At 62.1% G+C, this 25,394-nt stretch carries 26 protein-coding genes; 7 read left to right on the forward strand and 19 right to left on the reverse strand.

Annotated features, from left to right (window positions below):
* Window positions 1-9: 9 nt before the first annotated feature.
* The 8 genes from MKS11_RS11685 to MKS11_RS11720 all read right to left on the reverse strand — a co-directional run bounded on the left by MKS11_RS11685 (window position 10) and on the right by MKS11_RS11720 (window position 8,372).
* A complete protein-coding gene (locus MKS11_RS11685) occupies window positions 10-735 on the reverse strand; it encodes a polyphenol oxidase family protein (protein WP_048326368.1) in 726 nt (241 codons plus the stop codon).
* 101 nt (window positions 736-836) lie between these two features.
* The gene (mhpT, locus tag MKS11_RS11690) at window positions 837-2,033 is read right to left on the reverse strand and encodes a 3-(3-hydroxy-phenyl)propionate transporter MhpT (RefSeq protein ID WP_259595560.1); all 1,197 of its coding nucleotides are present in this window, start codon (window positions 2,031-2,033) and stop codon (window positions 837-839) included.
* Window positions 2,034-2,104: 71 nt separating this feature from the next.
* On the reverse strand, window positions 2,105-3,121 hold the full coding sequence (mhpE, locus tag MKS11_RS11695) for a 4-hydroxy-2-oxovalerate aldolase (protein ID WP_023318522.1): 1,017 nt from the start codon (window positions 3,119-3,121) through the stop codon (window positions 2,105-2,107).
* Entirely contained in the window at window positions 3,118-4,068 is a 951-nt protein-coding gene (gene mhpF, locus MKS11_RS11700; protein WP_087771293.1) for an acetaldehyde dehydrogenase, read from the reverse strand. Before mhpF ends, mhpE begins: the two co-directional genes overlap by 4 nt.
* Entirely contained in the window at window positions 4,061-4,867 is an 807-nt protein-coding gene (gene mhpD / locus MKS11_RS11705; RefSeq protein ID WP_087771292.1) for a 2-keto-4-pentenoate hydratase, read from the reverse strand. Before mhpD ends, mhpF begins: the two co-directional genes overlap by 8 nt.
* Before the next feature lie 10 nt (window positions 4,868-4,877).
* A complete protein-coding gene (mhpC, locus tag MKS11_RS11710; RefSeq protein WP_087771291.1) occupies window positions 4,878-5,744 on the reverse strand; it encodes a 2-hydroxy-6-oxonona-2,4-dienedioate hydrolase in 867 nt (288 codons plus the stop codon).
* Window positions 5,745-5,761: 17 nt separating this feature from the next.
* On the reverse strand, window positions 5,762-6,706 hold the full coding sequence (gene mhpB / locus MKS11_RS11715; RefSeq protein ID WP_064183277.1) for a 2,3-dihydroxyphenylpropionate/2,3-dihydroxicinnamic acid 1,2-dioxygenase: 945 nt from the start codon (window positions 6,704-6,706) through the stop codon (window positions 5,762-5,764).
* 1 nt (window position 6,707) lies between these two features.
* The gene (locus MKS11_RS11720) at window positions 6,708-8,372 is read right to left on the reverse strand and encodes a bifunctional 3-(3-hydroxy-phenyl)propionate/3-hydroxycinnamic acid hydroxylase (RefSeq protein WP_087771290.1); all 1,665 of its coding nucleotides are present in this window, start codon (window positions 8,370-8,372) and stop codon (window positions 6,708-6,710) included.
* Between the two features lie 177 nt (window positions 8,373-8,549).
* On the opposite strand from MKS11_RS11720, the gene MKS11_RS11725 reads away from it, so the two are divergent.
* The 4 genes from MKS11_RS11725 to MKS11_RS11740 all read left to right on the forward strand — a co-directional run bounded on the left by MKS11_RS11725 (window position 8,550) and on the right by MKS11_RS11740 (window position 12,256).
* Entirely contained in the window at window positions 8,550-9,362 is an 813-nt protein-coding gene (locus MKS11_RS11725; protein ID WP_023318526.1) for a DNA-binding transcriptional regulator, read from the forward strand.
* A gap of 92 nt (window positions 9,363-9,454) precedes the next feature.
* A complete protein-coding gene (locus MKS11_RS11730; RefSeq protein WP_049003488.1) occupies window positions 9,455-10,513 on the forward strand; it encodes an ABC transporter substrate-binding protein in 1,059 nt (352 codons plus the stop codon).
* On the forward strand, window positions 10,503-11,510 hold the full coding sequence (locus MKS11_RS11735) for an iron ABC transporter permease (RefSeq protein WP_004203061.1): 1,008 nt from the start codon (window positions 10,503-10,505) through the stop codon (window positions 11,508-11,510). The genes MKS11_RS11730 and MKS11_RS11735 overlap by 11 nt, the downstream gene beginning before the upstream one ends.
* On the forward strand, window positions 11,507-12,256 hold the full coding sequence (locus MKS11_RS11740; protein WP_004203063.1) for an ABC transporter ATP-binding protein: 750 nt from the start codon (window positions 11,507-11,509) through the stop codon (window positions 12,254-12,256). Before MKS11_RS11735 ends, MKS11_RS11740 begins: the two co-directional genes overlap by 4 nt.
* On the opposite strand, the gene MKS11_RS11745 is transcribed toward MKS11_RS11740, so the two are convergent.
* The 4 genes from MKS11_RS11745 to MKS11_RS11760 form a co-directional block, all read right to left on the reverse strand.
* Entirely contained in the window at window positions 12,240-12,980 is a 741-nt protein-coding gene (locus MKS11_RS11745; RefSeq protein ID WP_087771289.1) for a substrate-binding domain-containing protein, read from the reverse strand. The two genes, MKS11_RS11740 and MKS11_RS11745, sit on opposite strands and share 17 nt — an antisense overlap.
* A 59-nt stretch (window positions 12,981-13,039) precedes the next feature.
* Window positions 13,040-13,876 (reverse strand): shikimate dehydrogenase, encoded by an 837-nt coding sequence (locus tag MKS11_RS11750; protein ID WP_259595559.1) that lies wholly within the window; start codon window positions 13,874-13,876, stop codon window positions 13,040-13,042.
* A 15-nt stretch (window positions 13,877-13,891) separates the two neighbouring features.
* Window positions 13,892-15,214 carry an MFS transporter gene (locus MKS11_RS11755; protein ID WP_087771288.1) on the reverse strand — a complete coding sequence of 441 codons (1,323 nt, stop codon included), beginning with the start codon at window positions 15,212-15,214 and terminating at the stop codon, window positions 13,892-13,894.
* Between the two features lie 71 nt (window positions 15,215-15,285).
* A complete protein-coding gene (locus MKS11_RS11760; protein ID WP_017900844.1) occupies window positions 15,286-17,139 on the reverse strand; it encodes a bifunctional sugar phosphate isomerase/epimerase/4-hydroxyphenylpyruvate dioxygenase family protein in 1,854 nt (617 codons plus the stop codon).
* A gap of 126 nt (window positions 17,140-17,265) precedes the next feature.
* On the opposite strand from MKS11_RS11760, the gene MKS11_RS11765 reads away from it, so the two are divergent.
* On the forward strand, window positions 17,266-17,904 hold the full coding sequence (locus tag MKS11_RS11765) for a TetR/AcrR family transcriptional regulator (RefSeq protein ID WP_087771287.1): 639 nt from the start codon (window positions 17,266-17,268) through the stop codon (window positions 17,902-17,904).
* 17 nt (window positions 17,905-17,921) lie between these two features.
* On the opposite strand, the gene fumD is transcribed toward MKS11_RS11765, so the two are convergent.
* Window positions 17,922-18,134, reverse strand: coding sequence for a fumarate hydratase FumD (fumD, locus tag MKS11_RS11770; RefSeq protein ID WP_004203074.1), 213 nt, complete (start codon window positions 18,132-18,134; stop codon window positions 17,922-17,924).
* A 236-nt stretch (window positions 18,135-18,370) separates the two neighbouring features.
* Window positions 18,371-18,502, reverse strand: coding sequence for a hypothetical protein (locus MKS11_RS11775; RefSeq protein WP_165474127.1), 132 nt, complete (start codon window positions 18,500-18,502; stop codon window positions 18,371-18,373).
* A gap of 137 nt (window positions 18,503-18,639) precedes the next feature.
* Between MKS11_RS11775 and pykF the strand changes: the two genes are divergently transcribed.
* Window positions 18,640-20,052, forward strand: coding sequence for a pyruvate kinase PykF (pykF, locus tag MKS11_RS11780; RefSeq protein WP_004203076.1), 1,413 nt, complete (start codon window positions 18,640-18,642; stop codon window positions 20,050-20,052).
* 313 nt (window positions 20,053-20,365) lie between these two features.
* Entirely contained in the window at window positions 20,366-20,602 is a 237-nt protein-coding gene (locus MKS11_RS11785; protein WP_002908860.1) for a major outer membrane lipoprotein, read from the forward strand.
* A 61-nt stretch (window positions 20,603-20,663) separates the two neighbouring features.
* Here MKS11_RS11785 and MKS11_RS11790 read toward each other — a convergent pair whose 3' ends face one another.
* From MKS11_RS11790 to sufC, 5 genes are all read right to left on the reverse strand, one after another.
* Window positions 20,664-21,650: a L,D-transpeptidase family protein gene (locus MKS11_RS11790; RefSeq protein WP_004203079.1), complete on the reverse strand. Its 987-nt coding sequence runs from the start codon at window positions 21,648-21,650 to the stop codon at window positions 20,664-20,666.
* Between the two features lie 99 nt (window positions 21,651-21,749).
* The gene (gene sufE / locus MKS11_RS11795; RefSeq protein ID WP_004203081.1) at window positions 21,750-22,166 is read right to left on the reverse strand and encodes a cysteine desulfuration protein SufE; all 417 of its coding nucleotides are present in this window, start codon (window positions 22,164-22,166) and stop codon (window positions 21,750-21,752) included.
* A gap of 11 nt (window positions 22,167-22,177) precedes the next feature.
* Window positions 22,178-23,398: a cysteine desulfurase SufS gene (sufS, locus tag MKS11_RS11800; RefSeq protein WP_032456245.1), complete on the reverse strand. Its 1,221-nt coding sequence runs from the start codon at window positions 23,396-23,398 to the stop codon at window positions 22,178-22,180.
* Complete coding sequence (gene sufD, locus MKS11_RS11805; RefSeq protein ID WP_057215866.1) at window positions 23,395-24,669, reverse strand: Fe-S cluster assembly protein SufD; 1,275 nt, start codon at window positions 24,667-24,669, stop codon at window positions 23,395-23,397. Before sufD ends, sufS begins: the two co-directional genes overlap by 4 nt.
* Complete coding sequence (gene sufC / locus MKS11_RS11810) at window positions 24,644-25,390, reverse strand: Fe-S cluster assembly ATPase SufC (RefSeq protein WP_004203085.1); 747 nt, start codon at window positions 25,388-25,390, stop codon at window positions 24,644-24,646. The genes sufD and sufC overlap by 26 nt, the downstream gene beginning before the upstream one ends.
* Window positions 25,391-25,394 lie beyond the last annotated feature (4 nt).

Raw genomic sequence — 25,394 nt, forward strand, 5'->3', positions numbered from 1 at the left:
CAGCGCGCCTCAGGCCTGACGCATGATCCACGAGTACTGAAAGCTCTTCGGCGCCGGAAAATGGGTCCGGCGCCGGTAGGAGCCCAGCGATTGCGGCGTGCAATAGGTGCAGCTCCCCAGCCATTCAACGCTCGCCGGCGCCACCCCCGCCTCTGTGAAGATCGCTTCAGCGAAAGCGCGCAGATCAAACCACAGATTATCGCTGCCGCGCGCTGCGGCTTTAAGCGGATCGCTGACCGGGGCCGAACGGGAATGGAACAGCCGCTGGCGGTGCCGGGCCACCCGGTCACCGCCGGGCTGGTCCAGCAGTTGCTGATAAAATCCGGCGGAGACTTCGTAACAGCAAGGGTGAATATGCGGCCCCACGGCGATGACCAGATCGGTCAGCGCCACCCCCTGTTGGCGAAAAGTCGCCAGACTGTTGTCGACAATGCCGCTGGCCAGCCCCTGCCAGCCGGCATGGACGCTGCAGACGAAGCGACCGTCGCGCGAGGCGATCAGTATCGGCAGGCAGTCGGCGGTCACCACCCCCACCTTTTGCCCGGCCACGGCGGTAAACACCGCGTCGGCGTGCGGCCGCGTCGGCAGCGGCTGCTGATAGTGATGCACCTCATTGCCATGGACCAGCTTCACCGGGGCCAATTCGGCATAGGGAAAAGCGGCGGTTTCGTGGACATCGAGAAACGCGTGGCGGATGCCAGGGATAGCGTCGAGCAAGCGGGAGCGGTAAGCCATAGAGACGATAAACGACAGGGAATGATGTCTTACCTTAGGCCAGGACACGCGGAGAGGCAAGGCGGCGGCCCGGCATTTTTCCGCCAGACCGCCGGACAGCATCAGACCATGGCCGCGCGCTGCTGGCGATGCATCAGCCAGAACACCGCCACGCCGGCCAGCACGATGCCCGGCGCTAAGGCTGCCATCACCCCGACGGTGCCGGTGCCGAGGGCCAGCATCTTGCCGGCCAGCAAAGGGCCGCTCATCGCCCCGAGGCGGCCCACCGCCACGGCGGTGCCGACCCCGGTAGCGCGGATCGCCGCGGGATAGAAGAGCGGCGCCAGCGCGTAGAGCACGCTCTGGCCGCCGGTGGCGAACAGCCCGGCCACAAACCCCGCCAGCAGCATCCCGCTCAGCGTCGACGCACTGCCCAGCGCCAGCAGCGATGCCAGAATGCCGCTGTATATCAGAAGCGACATGCGCAGCGGAGTAAGCTTATCCATCAGCGCGCCCAGCAGCAAAGTACCGCAGGCGGCGCCGATCTGCAGAGAGAACATCACCCCCGCCGCCTGGCTGGCGCTGAACCCCTGGCCCACCAGCAGCATCGGCAGCCAGTTGATGAGCATATAGACCACCAGCAGGGTGAAGAAATAGCCCAGCCACAGCAGCAGCGTGGCGGCAGCATGTCCCGGGGCAAACAGGGTGCGCAGCGGCACGCTGGTCTCCACGCGCTGAAACGCCTGCGACTCCGGCAGCCAGCGCATCAACAGCGGGATCAGCAGCAGCGGGACCACGCCGCCAATCCAGAAGATGGTCTGCCAGGCCGCGGCGAGGCCAGAGAACCCCAGCGCCGCCGCCAGCGCGGCGCCAATGGGCACGCCGCAGTACATCAGGCTCACCGCCCGGCCGCGAAAGCGTGGGCCAGCGGCTTCCGAGGTTAAGGCAATCAGGTTCGGCAATGCCGCCCCCAGCCCGACGCCGGTGAGCAGGCGCGCCAGCAGCAGCGTCGGGAAGCTCCAGGCCACCGCGGTGGCCAGCGAGAACAGGCCAAACAACAGCACCGAGCTCAGCAGGATGCGTTTGCGCCCGTGGCGGTCCGCCAGCATGCCGCCCACCAGCGCGCCGGGCAGCAAGCCGAGGATCCCGGCGCTGAAGATCCAGCCCATCTGCATTTTATCCAGCGCAAAGGCCTGCGCCATGCCGACGGCGGCGATCCCCGCCGCCTGCAGATCCAGCCCCTCCATCAGGGCCACCATAAAACAGAGCCCGATGGTGACCATCAGGCGCGAGGAGTTTGTGGTCGTTATCTTGGTCATAGGGTACCTTGGCGATAGCCGGACAAGCGGATCAGGTGATGGGCGGCTGATGCGTGGTCAGCCGCGCGTTGTTATTTTTGGCGGTTAAGCAGATCCAGCGCGACGTCGACGATCATATCCTCCTGGCCGCCGACCATCCGCCGTTTGCCCAGCTCGACGAGAATATCCACCGCGCTGAGGCCATAGCGCGCCGCCGCCGCTTCGCTGTGGCGCAGGAAGCTGGAGTAGACCCCGGCGTAGCCCAGCGCCAGCGTTTCGCGGTCGACGCGCACCGGGCGGTCCTGCAGCGGCCGCACCAGCTCGTCGGCGGCGTTCATCAGCGCATAGAGATCGGTGCCATGTTGCCAGCCGAGCTTGTCGGCGGCGGCAATAAACACCTCCAGCGGCGCATTGCCCGCCCCCGCCCCCATCCCGGCCAGGCTGGCGTCTATGCGATCGCAGCCCTCTTCCACCGCGGCGATAGAGTTGGCCACCCCGAGGCTCAGGTTATGGTGGGCATGCATCCCGGTGGCGGTCTCCGGCTTCAGCACCGCCTTCAGCGCGCGGAAGCGGTCGCGAATGTCGTTCATGTTCATCGCCCCGCCGGAATCCACCACGTAGATGCAGGTCGCCCCATAGGATTCCATCTTCAGCGCCTGCTGCGCCAGCGCCTGCGGGGAGATCATATGGCTCATCATCAGAAAACCGACGGTGTCCATCCCCAGCTCGCGGGCAAAGGCAATATGCTGCGCCGCGACGTCCGCTTCGCTGCAGTGGGTGGCGACCCGCACCACCCGCGCCCCGGCCTGATACGCGGCTTTCAGGTCGTGCAGCGTGCCGATGCCCGGCAGCAGCAAGGTGGCGATTTTCGCCTGGCTGACCACCGCCGCCGCCGCTTCAATCCAGGCGATATCACTGTGGGCGCCAAAGCCGTAGTTGAAGCTGGATCCCTGCAGCCCATCGCCGTGGGCCACTTCGATGGAGTCCACCCCCGCCTTATCCAGCGCGCCGGCAATCTGCTGCACCTGCGCCAGGGAATACTGGTGACGAATAGCGTGCATACCATCGCGCAGCGTCACATCCGAAATGTAGAGTTTTTTACCGTTCATGCTGTCGCTCCCGCCGCGCTGTTCATTGCCCCGGCCATTTGCTCCGCCGTCGCCAGCGCCGCTGAGGTCATAATATCGAGGTTGCCGGCGTACGCCGGCAGATAGTGCGCCGCCCCTTCCACTTCGAGGTAAACCGCGGTTTTCAGGCCGGAAAAACGGCCCACGCCGGGGAGGTTGACCGGCTTATCCTCGGGGATAACCTCAAACTGCACCTGCTGCTTCAGCCGGTAGCCAGGTACGTAAGCCTGCACCGCCGCCGCCATCTCGGCGATCGAAGCGGCAATCGCCTCCTGCGACGCTAGCTCGCTCAGGACGTAGACGGTATCGCGCATCATCAGCGGCGGCTCCGCCGGGTTGAGCACGATAATCGCCTTGCCCTTGCCCGCGCCGCCCACTTTTTCAATCGCCTGCGAGGTGGTTTCGGTGAATTCGTCGATATTCGCCCGCGTGCCCGGCCCGGCGGATTGACTGGCGATGGAGGCCACGATCTCCGCGTAATGTACTTTCGCCACCCGCGAGACCGCGGCGACCATCGGGATGGTCGCCTGGCCGCCGCAGGTCACCATATTGACGTTGCCCTGGTGGAGGTTGGCCGCGAGGTTGACCACCGGCACGCAGTATGGGCCAATCGCCGCCGGCGTCAGGTCGATGACGCGGATCCCCGGCTTCGCTTCGCGCAGCGCGGCATCGTTTTTGACGTGCGCCCCGGCGCTGGTGGCGTCGAAGACGAAGTCGATATCGGCAAATTCCGCCATCTGCATCAGGCCGCCCACCCCTTCGTGGGTGGTCGCGACGCCCATGCGCCGGGCGCGGGCCAGGCCATCCGACTGCGGGTCGATGCCGACCATCACCGCCATCTCCAGATGCTGGCCGTGGCGCAGGATTTTAATCATTAAATCGGTGCCGATATTCCCGGAGCCGATAATGGCGACTTTACGTTTACGCATCACGATGTCCTTCTCCGGCGGCGACGAAGCGTGCCGCAACTGAGCCAATACCTTCGATATGGGCGACAAAGCTGTCCCCCTCGTTAATCGCCACCATCGGGCCTAACGCCCCGGTGAGCACAATATCCCCCGCCCGCAGCGGTTCGCCGAGACTCGCCAGCTTGCGCGCCAGCCAGACTGCGGCGTTCAGCGGATGCCCCAGGCACTCGCTGCCGCGGCCGCTGGAGACCAGCTCCTGGTTGCGGGTCATGTGCATGGCGCACTGCTTCAGATCCAGCCCCGCCGGGCGCTGCGCCGGGCCGCCGATGACGTACAGGCCGCAGGAGGCGTTATCGGCGACAGTGTCGACAAAGCCGATTGACCAGTCGCGAATGCGGCTGCCCACCACCTCCAGCGCCGGCAGCACCCATTCGATGGCGTGATACAGTTCATCAAAAGTGGTATCGGCATGGGGCAAATCATGTTTCAGCACCAGGGCGATCTCGGCCTCCACCTTCGGCTGCAGCACGCGGCCAAACGGCACGTCGGCGTTGTCGCCGTAGCACATGTCGGCAAACAGGGTGCCGAAATCCGGCTGGTTGACCCCCAGCTGCTGCTGCACTTTGGGATGGGTCAGGCCCACCTTGCGGCCCACCACCCGCCGGCCATGGGCCACGTGGTGCTGAACGTTCAGGCGCTGGATGGCGTAGGCGGCGTCGGCATTGTCGACGCCGAGGATATCGCGCAGCGGGGCGATCGCCTGGCCGGTCCGTTCGGCGTCGCGCAGCTGCCGGGCCAGCGCGTCAAGAGAAAAAGTCATCATTTACTCCTTAAGCCCGTGCGAGGAAATGGAGCACCAGCTGATTAAAACTGTCGGCATGTTCCCACTGCGCCCAGTGGCCGCAGTCGCGGTAAATATGCAGTTCCGAACCGGCGATCCCGGCGAGCAGGCGCAGCCCGGCGTCCATCGGCACGAAGCGGTCATTGCGTCCCCAGACGATCAGGGTTGGCGCGGTGATTTCGCCCAGCCGCGGGCCAAAGTCAGGAAACTGCTTCGGGTTGGCTTCGAGGCTTTTGACGAAGTTGTCCAGATGATCGCGACGCGACAGCATATTGTTGAGACGCGCCTCGAACAGCGCCTCGGTGAGGTCGCGGGTGTCGAAGACGAAGATGCTCATCATCTTCTTCAGGTTTTCTATGGTCGGCTCGCGGTACAGGGCGTTCAGCAGCTTGATGCCCTCCGTCGGCATCGGCGTGAACAGGCTCATGCCGCCGGTCCCCCCGCCCATCAGCACCAGCTTCGCCACCCGCTCCGGCCAGCTCAGGGTGAAGGCCACCGCGCTGTGGCCGCCCATCGAGTTGCCCAGCAGATGGACTTTATCGATCCCCAGCTGATCGACCACGCTTTTCAGAATGCGGGCGTTGAGGTCCGAACGTGAGCCGCTGTTGACGATAGCATCGCTTTTGCCCCACCCCGGACAGTCGAGGAGCAGCACGCGATAGCCCGCCTCGACCAGCGGGTCAATATTGCGGCTGAAGTTGGCCCAGCCGGTGGCCCCCGGCCCGGAGCCGTGCAGCATGACCACAGTCTCTTTCCCGTCGCCGCAGTCATTGATATGGATGCGCAGCGTGCGGCCCCCCTCGTCGACATTGAGGAATCGGCTGGTGGCGGCTTCGGTTTGCGGTTGATAGCTCATGTTAGTCTCCCGGTTAATCAAATCTCGGTGGTGGCGCTCAGCGAGCCGAACCCGGCGATCCACTCGGGGATCGGCCGGTAATAGCGGCCTTCGCTACGCCAGCGGCCAAAAGCGGATAGCGCGGCAAAGGCGGCCACCCAGGTCTTAATTTCGTGCGTCGATTTGCCGGCCATCGCCGACAGCTCGTCGTTGCCGATCGCGTCCAGTTCGCTCAGCCGTCCCTGCTCCAGCAGGCTCATAAAGCGGTTGTCCCACACCGGATTAAGGGGATGGAGCGAGCGCGGGTCCTCGGTAAACCGGCGGGCGGCGCTGATCACCCGCTGCTGGCGCAGCTCGCGTTCGTCCGGCGGTAGCTGTTTGCCGCTGCCGAGCAGGCGGTCGCGCAGATGGGCGTCGGCCTTCGCCAGCTCCGGCACCGGCGGCTGGTGCGACAGCCCGCCAGATCCGAGGATCAGCACCCGCTTATTGAGGGTGTTGAGGAAGCGGCCCATCGCCTCGCCCAGCTGCCGGGTGCGTTGAAAACCCGGTAGCGGCGCGGCGACGCCGTTAATAAACACCGGCAGCACCGGCAGGCGATCCAGCCCACCCAGCAAAAACTCCAGCGGCTGGGCGAAGCCATGGTCCACCTGCATATTGTACGACACCGCCAGGTCGATACCGCTGTTGAGCACGGCGTGAGCGCAGGCTTCTGCCAGCTCGGTGGGCACCGGCAGGTCGCCGGCGGCGCTGGCGAAGTCGCCGATGGCGGTGGCGCCGATGCCGAGGCAGAACGGCGGCATCACGTCATAGAAAAAACCGTTGTAGTGATCGGGGGCGAAAAGCACCACCAGTTCGGGATCGAATTCAGCGATCCGCCGCCGGGCGTCGGCAATCACCCCGTTGACCTCATCAAGGACCGCCTGCTCCGGGTCAACGAATCCCACCAGCGGGGTGTGCGACAGACAGTGCAGATAGGCATGCATATCAGGCCACCTTCTCTTCAGCGTGGGCGGTATCCCCGGCTGCGAGGGCTATTTTTTCCGCCAGGGCGGTCAACTGCGCGCCGAGGGTTTGCGGGATAGCGAGGGCGGCGACAAAGCGGTCCGGCCTGACCACAGCGATGGCGGTGTGATGTTGCGCAAACCAGCTCTTCAGTCGGTTTTGCTTATCCCCCACCCGCAGCGTGCCCGGAGCGTTATCCTGCTCGCGGTGGATCTGCACCTCCGGCACCACCTGAATAAAGCGCACCCCTATCGCGCGCCAGCGAGCGATCTGCCCGGCGTCGAGCCCCCACTGCGGGTTGCAGCCCCAGCCGATAATGGCGAAATTCGCCCCGATAACCTCGTCGAGCAGGAGGCTCTCGCCATTCTCCAGCGTCACCTGCGGTTGAATAAACATTTTGCCCACCGGCGAGGATTTATCTGCGCCATCGGTCAGCAGCGCCCCCTCGCGATACTGCGGCATCGGCTTAAAGCGCATTTCGAGGAAGTAACGTTTCACCGGCGGCAGGTAGTTCAGCAGCCACGAGAGGCCATCGCGCACGGCCCCCTGCCAGCGCTTCGGCGGCGCCAGCACGTGGCCGGCGGTCACCGACAGGTCAATCATCGCCTTCGCGTGGTCGCGACGCTCCTGCTGGTAGCTGTCAAGCAACGCCTCTCCCGCTTTGCCGTTGACCACCAGCGCCAGCTTCCACGCCAGGTTGAAGGCGTCGCGCATGCCGCTGTTGTATCCCTGGCCCTGCCAGACCGGCATGATGTGCGCGGCGTCGCCGGCCAGCAGCACCCGGTCAATGCGAAAGCGCTCGGCAAGGCGCGCGTTATGGGTGTAGACCCGCTGGCGGATCAGTTCGACGCGATCCGGGTCCGGTAGCACTTTGCTCAGCAGGCGGCGCATATTGTGCGGCTCGCTGAGCTGGGCTTCGGTTTCCCCGGGCATCACCATAAATTCAAAGCGGCGCACGCCGTGTGGCAGCGCAGCGGAAACATAGGGCCGCACCGGGTCGCAGCACAGATAGACGTGCGGGGTGGCCAGCGGGTCGTTAGCGATATCGATGACGATCCACTGATTCGGCGCGGTCTTGCCTTCAAAGGGGACGTTCAGCGTACGGCGAATAAAGCTGGCGCCGCCGTCGCAGGCCACCAGCCAGTCCGCGCGCACCGTCTCCCGCTCGCCGTCCGGCCCTTTGATATTTAACGTGACACTGTCACTGTTCTGACTAAAGGCTTCCACCTCGCGGGAGAAGAGGCAACGGACCTGTGGGAAACGCTGCAGGCCGTGATACATCACCGCATCCACCTGCGGCTGGATAAAGGCGTTGCGCCGCGACCAGCCAAACTCATCGGTCATCGGCTGGATGTCGGCAAAGCAGCGGCCCTTCGGGGTCAGAAAGCGCATGGCGTGCCACGGCGTGGTGTGCGGCAGCACGTCATCCACCAGCCCCACCGCCTGCATCGCCCGCAGCGATTCATCGTCAATACCGATGGCCCGCGGGTAATCGATCAGTTTGTCGAGCTTTTCCACCAGCAGCACGCTGATGCCCATCTGGCCAAGGTAGTTGGCCATCATCAGGCCTACCGGACCGGCGCCGGCGATGGCGACCTGGGCGGTATGCTGCACGGCGGGTTGAATATCGGGTGTAGATGTTGTCATTCTCAGCGACCTCACGACTCGGAAACGGCCAGACCGGTAGGCCATTTGTTAATCATGTGTAAACGTATTTTTATAATGGGCTGAGTATAGGGCGGGGGTTTTCGGCTACAATCAAAACATCATCGACTGTGCACCAGGTGCACAGCTCTGTTTATAAAGCGTTTTCAGGAGGGTTTGATGCATGACGATGGGTCCACAGCGTACAAAACGGTGCGCGGATTAAGCCGGGGTTTATTGTTATTAAAATTGTTAAATAAATTCGACGGCGGCGCGACGCCGGGCCTGCTGGCGGAGTTTAGCGGCCTGCATCGCACCACCGTGCGCCGGCTGCTGGAGACGCTGCAGGAGGAGGGTTTTGTCCGCCGCAGCCGCTCCGATGACAGCTTTCGTCTGACCATTAACGTCCGCCAGCTGAGCGACGGATTTCGTGACGAACATTGGATTTCTGCCCTCGCCACGCCGCTGCTCGGCGAGCTGCTGCGCGAAGTACAGTGGCCGACGGACATCACCACCCTCGACGTCGACGCCATGGTGGTGCGCGAAACCACCCACCGTTTCAGTCGGCTGTCGTTTCACCGGGCGATGGTCGGACGGCGACTGCCGCTGCTGCTCACCGCCTCCGGTCTGACGTGGCTGGCCTTTGCTCCCGACGCGGAGCGCGACGCCATTCTCAGCATGCTGGCAGCCCGTCCGGAAGCGGAGTATCAGCTGGCCCGTGAGCCGGAGCGGTTGGCGGCGATCCTCGCCCGCACCCGCCAGAACGGCTATGGAGAAAACTTCCGCGGCTGGCGGCAGGAGGAGAAAATCGCCTCTATCGCCGTGCCGGTCTGCAGCCAGCAGCGGGTCATCGGCTGCCTCAACCTGGTCTATATCGCCAGCGCCATGACCATTGAGCAGGCGGCGCAAAAGCATCTCTCTACGCTGCAGAGGGTGGCGGGCCAGATAGAGGCGCGCATGGAGGATCAAGAAGTGTGGTACGAAATGCCTTGATCGTAGTGAGGGTAAACGCGATCAACCATTGCGCCCGGCGTCGTTATATAATTTAATACACAACGAATTTTTCACGCCATTCGGGCCAGATCATGCCAAAACACCCCTTACTGCTGGGCCTGACGCTGCTCAGCGCCAGCCTGTTCACCGGTCAGGCCTTCGCCGACCGCACTGTCACCGACCAGCTGGGTCGCCAGGTCACCCTCCCCAACCACGTCACCCGCGTCGTGGTTCTGCAGCATCAGACGCTCAACCTGCTGGTGCAACTGCATGCCGCTGAGGATATCGTCGGCGTCTTAAGCAGCTGGAAGAAACAGCTCGGGCCGCAGTTCGCCCGCTTTATGCCCGAGATCGGGCAACTGGCGACCCCGGGCGATCTCACTCAGGTCAATATTGAAAGCCTGCTGGCGCTGCGTCCGCAGGTGGTTTTCGTCGCCAACTATGCGCCGCCGGCGATGATCGCGCAGATCCAACAGGCCGGGATCCCGGTGGTGGCCATTTCGCTGCGCCAGGATGCCGCTGGGGAAAAAAGTAAAATGAACCCCACCATGGCTGACGAGGAGCAGGCCTATAACGCCGGACTGGTAGAGGGGATCCGCCTTATCGGCGAGGTCGTCGAACGCCAGCCCGAGGCCGAGGCGCTGATTCACTACACCTTTGAGGCGCGTAAGCAAGCCAATGCGCCGGTGGCCGATATTCCCCAGAACCAGCGGGTGCGGGTGTATATGGCCAACCCCGATCTGAATACCTACGGCGCCGGCAAATACACCGGTCTGATGATGGCGCACGCCGGGGCGCTGAACGTGGCGGCCGCCAGCGTAACAGGCGCCCGTCAGGTGTCGCTGGAGCAGGTGCTGGCGTGGAACCCGCAGGTGATCTTCGTCCAGGACCGTTATCCGCAGGTGGTCAAACAGATAGAGAACGACCCGCAGTGGCAGGCGATCGATGCGGTGAAACATCACCGCGTGTGGCTGATGCCGGAGTACGCCAAAGCCTGGGGTTACCCGATGCCGGAGGCCCTGGCGCTGGGCGAGCTGTGGATGGCGAAAAAACTCTACCCTTCGCGTTACCAGAACATCGATGTGGACAGTAAAGCCAGGGATTACTATCAACGCTTTTACCGCGTAGCGTGGACGCCAGATGCCCGCTAACCACCGTCCCTGGCTGTTGCAGGGCAGCCTGGCGCTGGCGACGCTGGCGATCGCAGTCGCCTCTCTCTGTTTCGGCCAGTTCCCGTTAAGCCTGAGCGCCGTTGGCCACACCCTGATCCATCTCCCACCAGGCGAAGGGGTGATCGGACAGATCGTCTGGTCGGTTCGCCTGCCGCGCGTGGTCATAGCTTTGCTGGCCGGGGGCGCGCTGGGGCTGTGCGGCGCTACCTTACAGGGCGTGTTCCAGAACCCGCTGGTCGACCCGCACATCATCGGAGTGACCTCTGGCTCCGCCTTCGGCGGCACGCTGGCGATCCTGTTGGGCGTCGGCGGCCTGCTGATGATGGCCTCGACCTTTTTCTTTGGCCTCGTCGCGCTGGGGCTGATTTACGCCCTCGCCGCCCTGCAGGGGCGGGACAGCACGCTGGGGCTGATTCTGTCCGGGATCATCCTCAGCGGCTTCTTCGCCGCGCTGGTCAGCCTGATGCAGTACCTCGCCGACAGCGAAGAGACGTTACCGAACATTGTCTTCTGGCTGCTCGGCAGCTTCGCAACCGCCAGCTGGCATAAGGTACTGCTCATGATCCTGCCCATGGCGGTGGCCGCCGGGGTGTTGTGGAAGCTGCGCTGGCGAATCAATCTGTTGGCGCTGGAGGAGCGCGATGCCCGCAGTCTTGGCGTTCCGGTGGCCGCGCTGCGTCGCGCCGTGCTGGTCTGCTGCGCGGTGCTGGTGGCAGCGCAAGTGGCGGTCAGCGGCAGCATCGCCTGGATGGGACTGGTGGTCCCGCACCTCGCCCGTCTGCTGGTGGGCGCCGACCATCGTCGCCTGCTGCCCGCCGCCTTCTGGCTCGGCGCCGCCCTGATGCTGGTGGTGGACGATATGGCGCGCACGCTGACGCAGGCGGAGATCCCGATCGGGATCATCACAGCCCTGCTCGGCGCGCCGCTGTTTACCTTGTTGCTGGTGCAATCCCGACGCCGGAATACGCTCCAATGAACCGCTCATTGTCGCTGGAAGCGCTACGTTACGGCCACCGTCAGCCGCTCTTCGCCCCGCTCACGCTGGCCTGCCGTCCCGGCGAGATCTGGGCGGTGCTGGGCGCCAATGGCCGGGGAAAAAGTACTCTGCTGGATACCCTGACCGGCGTGCTGCCGCCGCTGAGCGGCCGGGCGCAGTGCGAGGGCGGCGTCGCCCTGGTTCCGCAGTCGTTTCGTCCCGCTTTCCGCTGGCGAGTGAGCGATGTGGTGCTGATGGGCCGCGCCCGGCACGTGGATCTCTTTGCCCAGCCGGACGAGGAGGATGCCCGGCGGGTTGAGCAGGCGCTGGCGCAGCTGGGGATTGCCGCCCTGGCCGGGGATGACTTCGACGCGCTCTCCGGCGGCCAGCAGCAGCTGGTGCTGATTGCCCGCGCGCTGGTCAGCGCCAGTCAGAATATCCTGCTGGATGAGCCCTGCTCGGCGTTGGATCTCGGTAACCAGCAGGTGGTGCTCCAGCTGATCGACGACCTCGCTCACCGCCAGGCGCGCACCGTCCTGTTCACCACCCATGATCCGAATCATGCGCTACAGGTGGCCAGCCATACGCTGCTGCTTCTGCCGGAGGGCCAGTGGCTGGCGGGCGAGACTGCCGAAGTGCTGAGCGAAACGCACCTCCGGCAAGCATACGGCCTGCCAGTACGTCTGATCTACCATCCCGCGTCCGCGTCCCCTCTGCTGGCGCCGGGGTTTACTCTGCGTCGCTGAACGGCATAAAACCCGCCTGCCGGAGATACCCCTGGCCAACGTCGCCGAGGATAAAGCGATACAGGGCCAGCGCGGCGGGATCGGCACTGAGGCGCGCCAACTGGTAATCGCAGCGAATATTCCACGCTGCCGGGATGGTCAGGGTACGCAGATCGTCGCAGGCGGCCAGCGCGGGGGCATAGTGCGCGTAGCCGATAAACAGATCCGCCAGATTCTGGCGAATGAGCCACGCGCCGGCTATCTCTCCCGGCGGCACGCTCAGTGAGTCTCTGCCGCCGACCAGCGGCTGCGCCCGCCCGGCCATCGCGTTGCCCAACCCTGGATAGCGCGCCTCAATTCGGGCGAACAGCTGCCAGGTATAATCTCCTGACGGATCGCAGCCCGGCGTGGAGGTTGCCAGCCGCAGGCGGGGCGTGCTGAGCAGCGCCAGCCAGTCCAGGCCATCGTTGTCCGGCGACCGCCTGGCGGTCAGCATCAGCTGGTTGCCGGCAAATCCCTGGCATTCCTGCGCCAGACCCGTCTGGAGCAGCGCCTGCGGGTGCGCCGCGTTGGCGGAAGCAAAAACCGCGCACGGGGTCCCGGCCTCGATCCGCTCGCGCAGCAGGCCGGCAGGGCCAAACTGCGCATCGACCGCCAGGCCAGTCTGCTGCTGAAAGTACGCCACCAGCGGCAGAAAAGCGCTTTTCAGGCTTCCCGCCGCCAGCAGCGTGAGAGGAGTGGACATTTTAGATCGTCGCTATAAACCGGATAATATAGCGCTATATTACCCGGTTTGCCGCCACGTCAGTAGCGAATTTCCGCCAGCGCCCGGAGCTGTTCAGGGGTGGCTACCGGCAGGTCGAAAAAGCGCAGATAGGCGGGGATCATTTCAAACAGCATGTCGGTCCCGCGCTGAATGGGGCACTGTCGCGCCTGGGCGGCCCTCAGCAGCGGGGTATACTCCTGGGTCATCACCACCTCCCCCACCCAGGTGCCAGGCGCCAGACGGTCCACGTCCAGCGGCAGCGGATCGCTGACCTTCATCCCCAGCGGCGTGGCGTTAACCACCAGCTCGTGTCCGGCCGGATCGCGCTGCATCAGGGTGATATCGAGCTGCGGATAGTGCTGATGCAGCCGTCCGGCGAGAGCGTGCGCCACCTCCGGTCGGGTATCGTACAGGGTCAGAGCGCTAACCTCTGCCGCCGCGAGAGAGGCGGCGATAGCCGACCCCACTCCGCCGTTGCCGACCACCAGCGCCCGCGTCCCCTCAGGATGAAATCCTTTGCGGCGCAGGCCCAGCACAAAGCCGTCACCATCGAACATGTCCCCGGAGAGGCTGCCGTCCGCCTCGCGACGGATGGCGTTACAGGCGCCGGCGATAGCCGCCGTCGGGCTCAGGCGCTGCACCAGCTCGCAGGTGGCGATTTTATGCGGCATCGTCACCAGCGCGCCGATGATATTGGTCATCGTAAACAGCGGCGGAATAAACGCGGCATAGTCCTCCGGTTTGACCCCCATCGGCACCACCTTCACGTCCACCTGCTGGTCGACAAACCACGGGTTGTAGATCATCGGCGCCTTAAAACTGGCGGTCGGATAGCCAAGATGCGCTATCAGCCGCGTATTCCCACTAATCACCATGCCTTGCTCCTTTGTTTACTGCGATAACTCGATACGTTTGACGTCGCCGAGGATAAACAGATAGGCCACCACACCCAGCAGCGCGGCGCCGCCGATGTAGATCAACGCGTAGAAGAAATTGCCGAACCCGGCGACGATAAAGCCGATCACCAGCGGGGTGAGGATCCCCGCGAGGTTGGCGCAAAAGTTGAACAGGCCACCGGTAAGTCCGCCCAGCCCCTTCGGGGCGATGTCGGAGATCAGCGTCCAGCCGAGGCCCACCATCCCCTGGCCAAAAAAGGCAAACGACATCACCAGGATCACCGCCAGGTCACTCTGCAGCCAGTTGGCGGAGATGATACAGCTGGCCATCAGCAGGCCAGCGACGATCGGCAGCTTACGCCCCAGGTTGGCCGACCCGGTGGCTTTGAGCAGCTTGTCGGAGCTCCAGCCGCCAAACATCACCCCACCGGCGGCGGCGACAAACGGCAGGATGGAAAAGAAACCGACCTTCAGCCACGGCATATGGCGTTCGGTGGCCAGCCAGGTCGGGAACCAGGTGAGAAAGAACACCAGCACGGTATTGCCGGCAAACTGACCGATGCTGGCGCCGATGATCTGGCGTTTGCTCAGCAGCTGGCGGACCAGCGGCCAGCTGAACGCCACCTGCTGGTCCGTCGGGGCGCTCAGGCCGCCGCCGTTTTCGATATGCTCACGCTCCTGCTGGCTGAGACGAGGATCTTCATGCGGTTCGCGGTAGCAGCGCCACCACACCAGGGCAAACAGAATGCCAACCGCGCCGACGCTGACGAACAGCACCCGCCAGCCGAAGCCATCCATGATCCAGAACAGCAGCGGGGCAAAGCAGGCCAGCCCAAGATACTCCCCCACGGTGTACACCGCCGTGGCCTTCGCGCGCTCCTGCTGCGGGAACCAGGCGCTGACCACCCGGCTATTGACCGGAAAGCACGGCGCTTCGCTGACGCCAAGCCCGAAACGGCACAGCAGCAGCGTTTTCAGCCCCACCGCCATGCCGTGGAACAGGGTAAACAGCGACCACAGGGTCAGCGACAGAAAATAGGTGACTTTGTTGCCAAAGCGGTCAAGAAACAGCCCGCCGGGGATTTGCGCCAGGGCGTAGGTCCAGGCGAAAGCGGAGAAAAGTATCCCCATGATCGCTGGATCGATCCCCAGCTCAGCGGTGAGCTTTGGGGCGGCGATCCCCAGCACGGTGCGGTCGAGGTAGTTGATCATGGTGCCGATGGCCAGCAGCGCAAGAATGCCGATGCGCCGCCGGGAGCGGCGCGCGGTGACGGCCGGCTGGGCGGCAGCCGTCGGGTTAGGGCTATATGAGCTCATAGTCAGTTCCTGTCTCGGGTACAGAGGGTGTTGTTATTGTGTTTCAGGCATAATGAACCATTTGATTCAGGCTAACAATACTGCATCGCTGCCAGGCGGACGGCCGCATTCGCCGCGCCATAGAGCGCGTAGCCTGCCCGTCGTTCGGTTAATTCAAAGAAGAAGCGCCCGGCGGTGAAGGGCCGGGTATACAGGTGCAGGAACGCCCCGCCCTGCGGATCGCGGTCGTAGAGAAGCTGCCGCCGCTGGAGCTGCCCGACGTCCAACTCGCCGCCAAAACGCGCCAGCAGATCGTCATAGTAATTGGCCGGGATCGGCAGCGCATGGCCGGCAACCGCGGCGAGCTGGTCGCAGGTGGCCGGCAGATCGCGGCAGGCAAAGGCGGCATGCTGCAGCCCTGCCCCCTGGTAGCAGGCGACCGATCGGGCGATCTGCGTCGCCCGGCTCTGGGAGATATTCAGCGCCAGGCGGATATCGCCCTGCGGGCTGCGCACTGCCAGACTGCGCACCAGTCCATAGGGGTCCGGCAGCGTCTGCTCATGTTCAAGGGTAAAGCCAAACACCGTGCGGAAGAACATCACCCAGTTGTCGCGGCTGTCTGCCTCCATCCCCAGCGCCAGATGGTCGATACCGAGGTAATCTTCGCGCACCGTCAAACCGTCGCGCAGGAGAAAATCGCGCTCGTAGATCGCCTCTCCGGCGTCGATCAGATAGACCAGGCTGCCGTCAGGGGCGCAGATCGCCGGGATCGGCGTCTCGTTCGGCCCGGCGTCGCCCTGCCAGGTGGCATACCCCAGCGCGCGGGCGCGAGCGACAATCGGCGCACTGCTGTCGACCCGCAGCGCCATCGCACAGAGCGATACCCCATGGCGTTGATAAAAGTGATCGGCCCAGCTGTGGGGCTGATGGTTAATCACGATCCGCGCCCCGCCGTTGCGCCACAGCGTGACCTGTTTGGAGCGGTGGCTTCCCTCGTGCTGAAAACCCAAAGCCTGCAGATGCTGCCCCAGGCGCTGCGCCTCGGCGACGCTGGCGGCGAATTCAATAAACTCCAGCCCGTGATAGTTCGGCAACGGCGGCGGTGAAAACAGATCGGCATCGCACGCCGGGAGCCGGCGTCGAGTCTGCTCCTCCAGCCACAGCAGCGAACGATAACCATCTTTGGCCGTCGCGCCGTTTGGCGAGGCGCGAAAACCGTCATTAAAAATCTCCAGCGACCAGGGACCGCGATAGCCGCAGCGGGTGATCTGCTCGGCAAACGCCTCCAGCGGCAGCTCCCCCTGCCCGGGGAAGCAGCGGAAATGGCGACTCCACTCCAGGAGATCCATTTTCATATACGGCGCATCGGCGAGCTGAACGAAGGTGATTTTCTCCACCGGCACCGATGGCAGCGCGTCGAGGGTGTCGCCCCGGGCCAGGATATGGAAGCTGTCGAGCACCAGGCCCAGCGCCGGGCTGTCCACCTGCTGCACCCGCTCCCAGGCCTGATGCCAGCGGTTCACATGGGTTCCCCAGGCCAGCGCCTCATAGCCGATTACGATCCCCTCCTCTTCCGCCAGCGTGGCCAGCGCCCGCAGGTCCGCCACCTGCAGTTCGCTATCCGCCGAGCAGTCCGGCTGCACATTGCTGCACAGCAGCAGCGTGTCGCAGCCCAGCTCGCGCATCAGCGCAAATTTGCGTCTGGCGCGGGTCATATTGGCCGCAAACTGCGCCCGGCTGGCGCCTTCAAAATCGCGAAAGGGTTGAAAAAGCGTGATTTTTAACCCTAAATCGGCGGCCAGCTGGCGGATTTCCGCCGGCGTCCCCGTATAATAGAGCAGATCGTTCTCGAAAATTTCCACACCCTGATAGCCCGCCGCCGCAATAGCGTGCAGCTTCTCTGGCAGGGTGCCGGAAATCGAAACGGTGGCGATAGAGCGCAGCATAAGGTCCTCGGGTCAATAGCTGACGTGAGTCTTGAATATGTATCATTTGGTTCATTTGCGCCATACCAGGTTGCTAAATTGTGATCATTATGTGTATTTTTTGTCACCCAAGAAAAAGGAGTTGCCATGACCGTCGTTGCTCATGATGAAGCACAATCTCTGAAGGAGCGGATCTTCAGCGCCGCTATCGCCGTCTTTGCCGAACACGGGCTGTCAGGCGCCCGCATGGAGCAGATCGCCACCGAGGCGCAGACCACCAAGCGCATGGTGGTCTACTACTTCAAAAGCAAAGAGCAGCTCTATCAGGAGGTGCTGCAGCATGTGTATGCGCGGATCCGCGAAACCGAGCAGCAGTTGGGGCTGGAGAATGTGCCGCCGGTAGAGGCGCTGGTGCGGCTGGTGCGCTGGAGCGTGCGCTATCACGCCACCCATGCGGACTATATGCGGGTGATTTGCATGGAGAACATGCAGCGCGGCAAGTGGCTGAAGACCTCAGGGGATCTGAAGCCGCTGAATCGAACCGCCCTGTCGATTCTGGAAGACATTTTGCAACGCGGCCAACAGCAGGGCGTCTTTCAGGCGGGGCTGGAAGCGCGCGATGTTCACCGGTTGATCAGCAGCTTCAGCTTTTATCAGGTGTCGAATTTCTACACCTTCAGCAGTCTGTACCTTGACGTTCCGCTGCCCGCCATTGACGATGAAGCGATGGTGGCCCACCACTGCGACATTGCCGTCCGGGCGGTGGTCCGCTTTGTGATTTCCTGACCCGCCGGCGAAAGGCGTCAGTGTCCGGAGAGAGCATGAATGACCTTCGCCATCGCCTCCTCGGTGAGCGGTGAACGCTGGATTTTGCTGTTCGCCAGCGAGGTGCGCAACACGCCGGCGATGACAATGTGTTTCGGCTCCTGACCAAGGTCACGCATCTCCAGCACCACTTTGCCCACCACGCGGCACATTTCCTGGTACAGCTCGTCGTCTTTCGCTTTATTTCCCATTGAGTCTGGCTCGCATTTTCTCATTATCAATCAAATCATTATTGATAGATTTTTCCGGCAACGCAAATCATCCCACCGTTAACGGCTCAATGGGGTATTTTAGCGCCTCATGATGTCAGTAAAATCCCTTTCTTACGCCCCTTTTCATGCCGCCTGATGAAATATTGTGTTGCGTAGTTTTATGCATAACGTGCCGGTTTTGTTACGCGTTTTGTCCATAATTTGAAACGAGGTTTTTATTTTCCTTTTTGATTTCGGCAGCGTATAATGCACTTCGATTCTTTCTTGAATGGTTTCAGCGCATTGGACTGCATGATAAAACGCATAACACCTTGCCACATTTCATGGGCTGAACCGCCAGCACACATTCTTCTGCACGCTTCAGGGTTGTCACCTATCCTTAGGGCGTGGCTTAGCAACTTTCGTAATACAGGTTTGGCTCCCCGGCAGTGCGCCCGCGGAGCGAGAATTCCATATCCTTCACAACTTAAAGACTAAAACTGTCATGAAAAAGACCAAAATTGTTTGCACCATCGGTCCGAAAACCGAATCTGAAGAGATGCTGACCAAAATGCTGGAAGCCGGCATGAACGTGATGCGTCTGAACTTCTCTCACGGTGACTATGCGGAACACGGTCAGCGCATCCAGAACCTGCGCAATGTGATGAGCAAAACCGGTAAGAAAGCCGCTATTCTGCTGGACACCAAAGGACCGGAAATTCGTACCATCAAGCTGGAAGGCGGCAACGACGTCTCCCTGAAAGCGGGCCAGACTTTCACCTTCACCACCGATAAATCCGTTATCGGCAACAGCGAAATCGTAGCGGTAACCTATGAAGGCTTCACCTCTGACCTGAGCGTCGGCAACACCGTTCTGGTGGACGATGGCCTGATCGGCATGGAAGTGACCGCGATCGAAGGCAACAAAGTTATCTGTAAAGTGCTGAACAACGGCGACCTTGGCGAGAACAAAGGCGTGAACCTGCCGGGCGTCTCCATCGCCCTGCCGGCGCTGGCGGAAAAAGACAAACAGGATCTGATCTTCGGTTGCGAACAGGGCGTGGACTTCGTCGCGGCCTCCTTCATCCGTAAGCGTTCCGACGTCGTCGAGATCCGTGAGCACCTGAAAGCCCACGGCGGCGAAAACATCCAGATCATCTCCAAAATCGAAAACCAGGAAGGCCTGAACAACTTCGACGAAATCCTCGAAGCCTCTGACGGCATCATGGTTGCTCGTGGCGACATGGGCGTTGAGATCCCGGTTGAAGAAGTTATCTTCGCGCAGAAAATGATCATCGAAAAATGTATCCGCGCGCGCAAAGTGGTTATCACCGCCACCCAGATGCTGGACTCCATGATCAAGAACCCGCGTCCGACCCGTGCTGAAGCCGGCGATGTGGCCAACGCCATCCTCGACGGCACCGATGCGGTGATGCTGTCCGGCGAATCCGCGAAAGGTAAATACCCGCTGGAAGCGGTCACCATCATGGCGACTATCTGCGAACGTACCGACCGCGTCATGACCAGCCGTCTGGATTTCAACAACGACAACCGTAAACTGCGCATCACCGAAGCGGTGTGCCGCGGCGCGGTAGAAACCGCTGAGAAACTGGAAGCACCTCTGATCGTCGTCGCCACCCAGGGCGGTAAATCCGCACGCGCTGTGCGCAAATACTTCCCGGATGCCACCATCCTGGCGCTGACCACCAACGAAACCACCGCTCGCCAGCTGGTGCTGAGCAAAGGCGTTGTGCCGCAGCTGGTGACAGAGATTGCCTCTACTGATGACTTCTATCACCTGGGCAAAGATCTGGCGCTGAAGAGCGGCCTCGCGCGCAAAGGCGACGTGGTAGTGATGGTCTCTGGCGCATTAGTCCCGAGCGGCACCACTAATACCGCTTCCGTGCACGTGCTGTAATAATTTACAGGTTAATTGGTTTTTTTTAATAAAGCGCCTCTCGGGGCGCTTTTTTTTTATTCATCGGCTAGCTCTTCCTATTAAAAATGCAAATCGGAATTTACTATTTAATAAGAGATTATCTAAGATGAATCCGATGGAAGCGCGCTGTTTTCACTCGCCTTTTTCAGCGATTTTGACCAATTCGATGCTTCTTTGAGCGAACGATCAAAAATAAGTGCGTTCAGGTAAAAAAAATATTCTCATCCCAAAAAAGTTTGTGTAATACTTGTAACGCTACATGGAGATTAACTCAATCTAGAGGGTATTAATAATGAATCGTACTAAACTGGTACTGGGCGCGGTAATCCTGGGTTCTACTCTGCTGGCTGGTTGCTCCAGCAATGCTAAAATCGATCAGCTGTCTTCTGACGTTCAGACTCTGAACGCTAAAGTTGACCAGCTGAGCAACGACGTGAACGCAATGCGTTCCGACGTTCAGGCTGCTAAAGACGACGCAGCTCGCGCTAACCAGCGTCTGGACAACCAGGCTCACTCTTACCGTAAGTAAGAGTTCTGGTAATAAAAATGGCGCACTCAGTGCGCCATTTTTTTTGCCCTCGCGCTGAGGGCTACTGGGTGAGCAGGCCGTTATCAGACGAACTGTTCTGCGCCGACAGCGACGTCGCCGCGCTCCCCGCCCCCGTCGATACCACCACCGGATAGCCCGCCCTTCTCGACATCGCTTTTTTCAACTGCTGGTCATCCACCGCTTTATCCTCTGCGAAGGCGTGAAACGCCGCTGGCAGCGTGTAAGCGATGGTCCGGGTGTTTTCCCCTTCCGTCTGCGACAGCGGCCTGTGGACCTCTACGTAGCGTTTACCATCCGGTTCGACGGCAAACTTCACCGGCTGATTGATGATCCGCACCGGCGTCCCGGTTTTCACCTGACTGAACAGCGCCTTGATGTCATCAGCGTTCATCCGCATACAGCCCGAGCTGACGCGCAGCCCAACGCTGTCCGGGGCGTTAGTCCCGTGGATGAGATATTCGCCGTTACCGTAGGCCAGACGCAGCGCATAGCGACCCAGCGGGTTATTCGGCCCGGCCGGCACCACCGCCGGCAGCGTCACCCCTTTCTCCAGCGAGCGCGCACGGATGCCGGCGGTGGGTGTCCAGGTCGGGTTAGGGATCTTCTGCCCGACGCGGGTGGTCATCTCCGGGGTTTCCAGTCCTAACTGGCCGATGCCCAGGGGATAAACCTGGACCTGATTCTCTCCCGGCGGGAAGTAGTACAGCCGCAGCTCCGCGAGGTTGACGACAATCCCCTCCCGCGGCGCGTCAGGCAGCAGCATCTGTGAAGGGATCAGCACCTGGGTCCCGGGCTTCGGCTGCACCGGCGCAATGGTATCGTTGGCTTCGAGGATCAGCATCGCCGCGGTATCGAAATGGCGGGCAATCGCCTGCAGGTTGCGATCGCTCTCCTGAACCGTCCAGTACTGGTTCTGGCCAATCAGCCGGCTGTTAGCCGGAGGCAGCGGGTAGTCGACGGCCCAGGCGGCCGGGGAGGCGCCAAGGGCGCTGAGAAGGGCTAAGGTGATCATCGTTTTGCGTTTCATACTGAGATTCCTTCTTTCGCTGATAAAACGCCAGGAGACTGAACGGCGGCAGGGTCAGCGCCCTGCCGGACGTAACAGAATGAAATCTACCTGTTTATTCTAGCTAATATTTGCGGCTTTCGCGCGTATCGCGCGGATCATGGCTTCGAGGCCCTGCGAGCGGGAGGGGGTAAGATGCTGGGTGAGAGCCATTTTTTCAAACCACGGGCGGACGTCGAACTCGACGATGTCCTGGGCGGTCATCCGGTCATAAAGGATAAACACCACCGCAATCAGCCCTTTGACAATCGCCGCATCGCTGTCGCCGCGCAGGGTGACAACGCCGGAAGGATCCTGCGCCATCACGATCCATACCTGGCTTTGACAGCCCTGAATAATATTCTGCGGGCTGTGCTCCGCGTCGCTCAGCGGCGCCAGCCGCTGGCCCAGCTCAATGATATAGAGATACTTCTCTTCCCAGTTGGCGCAACGGCTAAAATTGCGCAACAGTTTATCTTTGTCCGGTAATGCCGTCATCGTCACGTCCTTTACCCTAATAGTTTGTGGATCCGCTGGAGGCCGGCCACCAGGCGGTCCACCTCTTCCGTGGTATTGTACATGGCCAGCGACGCCCGACACATGGCCGGTACCTGATAGCGGGCCATCAACGGCATGGCGCAGTGGTGCCCGGTCCGCACGGCGATCCCGTAGTTATCGAGGAAGCTGCCGACGTCATAGGCGTGATGCTGGCCGAGGTTAAAGGCAATCACCCCTTTGCGCTGCGCCGGACCGTAGAGGATCAGGTCCGGCACCGCGCGCAGGGCCTCCAGCGCGTAGCGCATCAGCGTCTGTTCGTATTCGGCGATCTGCGTCAGTCCCAGTTGGCTGACGTAGCTCAGCGCCGCGCCGAGGCCAATGATCCCGCCGGTATTCGGCGTGCCGGCCTCAAAGCGCCACGGCGCCTGGTTCCAGGTGGTGCCCTCCGTCAGGCTGACGGTGGCGATCATCGACCCGCCCCCTTCCCAAGGCGCCATGGTCTGCAGCAGCTCGGCCCGGGCGTAGAGCACGCCGATCCCGGTCGGACCATACAATTTGTGGGCGGAGAAGACATAAAAATCACAACCCAGCGCCTGAACGTCCACCGGGTGGTGCATCACCGCCTGAGCACCGTCCACCAGTACTTTCGCGCCATGCTGATGCGCAAGGGCAATCAGCGCCGACAGCGGGTTTTCGGTGCCCAGCACGTTGGAGACTTCGGTGATCGCCAGCAAGCGGGTACGCTGGTCAAACAGCCCGGGAACCACGTCCAGCTGCAGGGTGCCGTCCGGGTTGAGGGGAATCACCCGCAGCTCAGCCCCCACCCTGGCGCAGAGCATCTGCCACGGTACGATGTTGGCGTGGTGCTCCATCTCGCTGATGATGATGTTATCCCCAGCGCCGACGTTGGCATTTCCCCAGCTGTTGGCCACCAGGTTGATGCCCTCGGTGGTGCCGCGCACGAATACCAGCTCCTCCGCCGATCCGGCGTTAAGGAAAGTGGCCGCCTGCTGGCGCACCGCTTCCATCCGCGCGGTGGCTTCCGCGCTGAGGGTATGGATCCCACGATGCACCGCCGCGTAGCCGTGACGATAGAATTCCGCTTCGGCGCCGATCACCGCCTCCGGTTTTTGGGCGCTGGCGGCGCTGTCAAGATAGACCAGCGGCTGGCCGTTGACCTCCCGGCTCAGTACCGGAAAATCGGCGCGAACCCGTTCTACTGAAAATGTCATGCTGTGCCTCCCGGCAAACGCTCTCCAATTCGCGCCAGCACCTGCTCTCTGAGCGCGTCGCTGCGGATAGCTTCGGTAAGCTCGGCGGCGAAGGCGTAGAGGATCATCTGCTGCGCCGCCTGCTGTTCAATCCCGCGCGAGCGCAGATAGAACAGCTGTTCTTCGTCTATGCGCCCGACCGTCGCCCCGTGGCTGCATTTCACGTCATCGGCGTAAATCTCCAGCTGCGGTTTGGTGTCGACTTCCGCCAGCCGCCCGAGCAGCAGATTGTTGTTGGTCATCTGCCCGTCGGTTTTCAGCGCGTGCGGCGCGACGTTGATCAGCCCGTTAAACACCGCCCGGCCCTTATCGCTGACGATGGTTTTGTGCAGCTGGCGGCTGGTGCAGTACCCCACCTGGTGATCCAGCCAGGTGCGGCTGTCGCAGACCTCATTTTTTACCGGCATCGCCAGCGAATTAAGACGCAGGTCGCTATTTTCGCCGCCCAGACGCGTGCTGGTGTGGTGACGCAGCACCTGGCCGCCGAGCAGGAAACTGCTGCTGAAGGCCGAGGCGTCGCGGCCCAGCTGCAGGTCGTTATGGGCGAAGTGGTAGCTATGCGCGTTCTCGAACGCCAGCTTGATGTGCTGCAGGCGTGCGTTGTCCGCCACCGTCATGGTCAGCCGCCCGCCGGTGAAGTGCGGTTGCTCATCGAAACTGAGGTAATGCTCGACAATCGTCGCCTCCGCCCCGCTCTCCAGCGTCAGATGGTGACGATAGTGGGCGGTATTCAGCGCATCGCCGGCCAGGCCGCGGGTGATATGCATCAGCAGCAGCGGCTTATCCAGGCGACGGTTGCGCGGCACGCGAAGGCGGGTCACCGACTGCGCCAGGCTTTCGGTCAGATGGAGAAACACTTCCGGCTGCAGGGCATCCGGCAGATGCTGGCGCTGGTTATCAACGCTAACCTCCACGCCGCTGGCGGCGAGATCGTCGCTCAGCTCAGGATGATAGCGGCCGTCGATAAACACCAGACGCCAGGCGTCCAGCGGCAGCGCCAGCGCGTCACGCTGTTCGGCGCTGAGCGACGCCCCCTCATCGGCGACGAAGCGGCCGTTAAGTAGCGCGTCCAGCGGGGTGTATTTCCAGTCCTCCTGCTTGCGCGTCGGCAGCCCCAGGCGCAACAGCTGCTGCAGATGCTGGCTAGCCTCCGGCGTACGCTGGTCGCCCTGCGCTTCAAACAGATGGTGCCACTGCTGCAGCGCGTTACTGCTGTTCGGTAAGCCAGCCATAGCCCTGCTCCTCCAGCTGTTTGACGAGGGTGAAATCCCCCGACTTCACAATCCGCCCCTGATAGAGCACATGGACATAGTCCGGCTTGATATAGTCAAGGATGCGCTGATAGTGGGTGACGATGATGAAGGCGCGTTTGCCGTCGCGCAGCGCGTTCACGCCCTGGGAGACGATTTTCAGAGCATCAATGTCCAGCCCGGAATCCGATTCATCGAGAATGCACAGCTCCGGCTCAAGCACCGCCATCTGCAGAATGTCGTTGCGCTTTTTCTCGCCACCGGAGAAACCCACGTTCACCGAACGGGTCAGCAGATCTTCCGGCATCTGCAGCAGCTTAATTTTCTCTTCCATCAGGTCCTGGAAATCGAAGCGATCCAGCGGCTCCTGGCCGCGATAGCTGCGTACGGCATTTAGCGCAGTCTGCAGGAAGAACTGGTTGCTGACGCCGGGGATCTCCACCGGATACTGGAAGGCCATAAAGATGCCTTCCCCAGCGCGATCTTCCGGGGCGAGCTCCAGCAGGTTTTTGCCCTTAAATTCGACGCTGCCGCCGGTGACCTCGTAATCTTCGCGCCCGGCCAGGGTGGCCGAAAGCGTACTTTTCCCCGAGCCGTTTGGCCCCATTATGGCGTGGACCTCCCCCGGACGCACCTCAAGGTTCAACCCGCGCAGGATCGCTTTATCTTCGACGGCGACATGTAAATCTTGAATACTTAACATCTTT

It is taken from the genome of Klebsiella sp. K5-45, assembly GCF_030128605.1.
Classification (GTDB): domain Bacteria; phylum Pseudomonadota; class Gammaproteobacteria; order Enterobacterales; family Enterobacteriaceae; genus Klebsiella; species Klebsiella quasipneumoniae.